Below are 3120 nucleotides of genomic sequence, written 5' to 3'. Positions count from 1 at the left end.
GATCGCCCCCGATCCGGCCGGCGGGCCTCTTCTCGTTGCGGGCGCCGACCGCGGCTCAGGCCGCCGGGGCCGCCAGCGCCGCGCGGGCGGCGGCCGTGCCGTGGTGCTCCGGCCCGAAGTGCTCCTCCCAGTCCGCCAGGGCGGCGGTGAGCGTGTCCGTGCCCCGGCCCTGCCGGGCCTCGGCGGTGCCGAGCGCGGTGCGCAGCTCCAGGGCCCGGTGGGTGGGCTTCCGGCCGGGCTGGCACAGCGCGAGTCCCTCGCGGGCGGCCTCCTCGGCCCCGGCCGGGTCGCCCTCGGCCAGCCGCAGGTTCGCGGTGGCCAGGCCGAGCGAGGAGCGGTCGTAGTCGGAGGGCGCGGGCAGCTTCCCGGCGGCGGCCAGCGCGGCGTCCAGCGCCCGCCCGGCCTCCTCGACCCGGCCCTGGCCGAGCAGCGCGCGCACCAGGTTGACGTGGAGGATCTGGACGAACCGCTCCTGGAGCGGGCCGGCCGCCAGGCCCTGCCGCAACAGCTCCTCCGCCTCGGCGGGCCGGCCGCGCAGGCTCAGGCTCATCGCCTGGCTGTTGGCCGCCGAGACCCTGATCAGGGTGGCCTGCGGTTCGGACGCGGTGGCGGCCCGTTTGCGGATCACGGCCACCCGGCGGTCCACCTCGGCGTGCTCGCCCAGGTAGATGAGCTGGGTCAGCAGGTTGCTCTCCATCGCCGTCGCGAAGGTCCGCTGCGTCAGGTCGCCCCGTCCGAAGTCGGCGCTCAGCGCGGCGAACTGGTCGGCGGCCTCCCGGTGCTGCCCCAGTTCGCCCAGCAGCAGGGCACAGGACTGGCGCAGCACGATCCTCGGCTCGCCGCGGCCCGGGAGCGCCAGCGCGGTCCTGATCTCCTGGACGGCCTCCTGGTAGCGGCCCTGCTTGCGCAGCAGTTCGGCGAGTTCCGCGCGCAGCAGCGCCTGGCCGTCGGCCGCCCGGTCCGGGACGGCCAGGGCCGCGCGCAGTCCGCGCTCGGCCTCCTCGACGCGGCCCTGCTCGAGCACCGCGACGCCGACCAGTGCCTCGGCGGCGGCCGTCAGGTGGGCGCCGGGGCCGGCGGCCTCGGCGTACAGCCCGGCGGCCTCGCGGCCCAGGCGTTCGGCGGCCGGGAAGTCCCGCCTGTCGCGGGCCTGCTGGCCCTCGGTGAGGAGTCCGGCGGCCCGGTTGAGTTTGCGTTGCGCGAACAGGCCCATCGGCGTGCGTCGTCCTTCTCGTTCGGTGGGCCGTGATCGTAGCGGGGGCGTTCAGCCGCTGGTGCGGCGGCCCAGGTAGGTGAGCGGGCCGGGGTCGGGGACGGGGACGACGTGGAAGCCGAGGCGGTCGTAGAAGGCGCGGGCGGCGGTGTTGGCGGTGACCATGCCGAGGTGGACCCGTTCGACGCCCTTGGCGGCCAGCGCGGCCAGCAGGGTGTGCATCAACTCCCGTCCGTGGCCCGCCCGCTGGTGGCTGGGGAGCAGGTCGATGTGCAGGTGGGCGGGGTAGTCGGCGAGTTCGGGCAGCACCATCCGCTCGGGGGTGTGCATCAGGTGGAGCATCACCTCGCTGGGGGTGGCCGGTTCGCCGGTGAGCGGCGGGTAGCGGTCGGCGAGGGTGGGCAGCCACTCGTCCCGGAAGCGCCGGACGAACGCCGGGGTGTCGGCGGTGGCCAGCACGTAGCCGACCGCGCGGCCGCCGTCGTCCAGCACGAACGCCAGGTCGGGTTCCAGTTCGGCGTAGGGGGCGGCGAAGATGTTGGGCAGCAGTTCGTGGTCGGGGTAGGTCTGCCGGGAGTCGCCGCCGTTCTCGGCGGTGCGCACGCAGATGTCGAACAGGGCGGCCCGGTCGGCGGGGCGGTAGGGCCGGACGGCGGGGCGGGGCGGGAGCTGGCTCATTCCGCGCATCCTGCTGTCGAAACGCCGGTTCGGCAAGGGGATTCGACGTGCCGTCAGACCGCCATCGCCAGCATCAGCGGCGCCGCCCGGACGGCCAGCAGTTCGGCGGCCTCGCGCAGCCGGTACGCCTGGTCGACGGGCAGCGAGGTGGCCAGGCAGCCGACGGTGCCGCCGGCCACGACCGGGACGGCCGCGCACACCGTGTCCATCGAGTACTCCTGGAGGTCCAGGACGGGGACGGTGGCGGGCTGCCGGTCGAGCCGGTGCAGCAGCCGGTCGGTCCCGGTGATGGTGCGGGCGGTCAGCGGGGCCGCCGGGTGGCGGGAGAGGTGGTCGAGCCGGGCGCCGTGGTCGAGTTGGGCGAGCAGGCACTTGCCGATCGCGGAGGCGTGCGCGGTGGCCCGGAAGTCCGCCCACTCGTGCACGGCCGGGGCGTCCTCGCCCGCGCAGACCGCCTCCACCGACAGCTCGCCGTCGTGGTAGCGGCTGAAGTACACGGCGGCGCCCAGTTCGTCGCGCAGTTCCTCCAGCCGGTGGTACAGCCTGGCCCGCACCATCGGCTCCCGGTGCTGGGTGCCCAGCAGGGTGAAGGCGCCGCCGAGCGCCCAGCCGTCCTCCAGCCGGACCAGGTACCCTTCGGTCTCCAACTCCTCGGCGATCAGCTGCACCTGGGCCTCGGTCAGGGTGAGCTCCCGGGCCAGTTCGGCCCCCGTCGCGCCCTGCGGCCGGCGGTCCACCGCCTCCAGCAGGCGCAGCGCCCGGCGCAGCACCCCGAACGGCCCGGCCGCACCGCCGCCCGCCCCCGGCAACCCGTCCCGCCGCCCGCGCACCGTGGACATGGCCCGATCCCCTCCCGTCGGCACCGCCTCCCGTTCAGCGTAAGGCCCGCACCGCTCCTGCACCGTGCCCTCACCGGATTTCCGCCCCCGCGGGCCGGGCGCCCTTGACAGGCATATGCCCCGGCGCGATAGGACTCGGGGCATGGACGATTGGGTGCCGGCCGACCTGGAGTGGTGGGCCAACGACGCGGTCTGCCTGGGCCCCTACCGGCTGCGGGTCGCCCCGCGGCCGCCCGGCGGAGACCTGCGGTACGAGGCCGTCCTCGACCTCGAACCGCCCGTGGGCGCCGCCCGTGAGAGCTTCGACCACCTGCTGGCGGCCGACCCGCACTTCACCCTGCGGTTCCCCGACGGCAGCAGCCTCCCGGTGTCGGTCGCCCGGTCCGCGGA

The 3120-nt window shown here is 75.9% G+C and carries 4 protein-coding genes; 1 reads left to right on the top strand and 3 read right to left on the bottom strand.

Going from position 1 to position 3120, the window contains the following annotated elements:
* Positions 1 to 55 precede the first annotated feature (55 nt).
* The 3 genes from ACFUEL_RS37525 to ACFUEL_RS37515 are packed head-to-tail and all read right to left on the bottom strand — an operon-like array spanning position 56 to position 2730.
* Entirely contained in the window at positions 56 to 1213 is a 1158-nt protein-coding gene (locus ACFUEL_RS37525; protein ID WP_380242354.1) for a hypothetical protein, read from the bottom strand.
* Positions 1214 to 1264: 51 nt separating this feature from the next.
* Positions 1265 to 1891: a GNAT family N-acetyltransferase gene (locus tag ACFUEL_RS37520; protein ID WP_380242352.1), complete on the bottom strand. Its 627-nt coding sequence runs from the start codon at positions 1889 to 1891 to the stop codon at positions 1265 to 1267.
* 53 nt (positions 1892 to 1944) lie between these two features.
* A complete protein-coding gene (locus ACFUEL_RS37515; protein ID WP_380242350.1) occupies positions 1945 to 2730 on the bottom strand; it encodes an IclR family transcriptional regulator in 786 nt (261 codons plus the stop codon).
* Positions 2731 to 2872: 142 nt separating this feature from the next.
* Between ACFUEL_RS37515 and ACFUEL_RS37510 the strand changes: the two genes are divergently transcribed.
* Positions 2873 to 3120 (top strand): hypothetical protein (locus ACFUEL_RS37510; protein WP_380242348.1); only part of this gene is annotated, 248 nt, incomplete at its 3' end.

It is taken from the genome of Kitasatospora sp. NPDC057198, from assembly GCF_042670125.1.
In the GTDB taxonomy this organism is placed as follows: domain Bacteria; phylum Actinomycetota; class Actinomycetes; order Streptomycetales; family Streptomycetaceae; genus Kitasatospora.
This window is presented reverse-complemented; position numbering and strand designations above follow the sequence as displayed.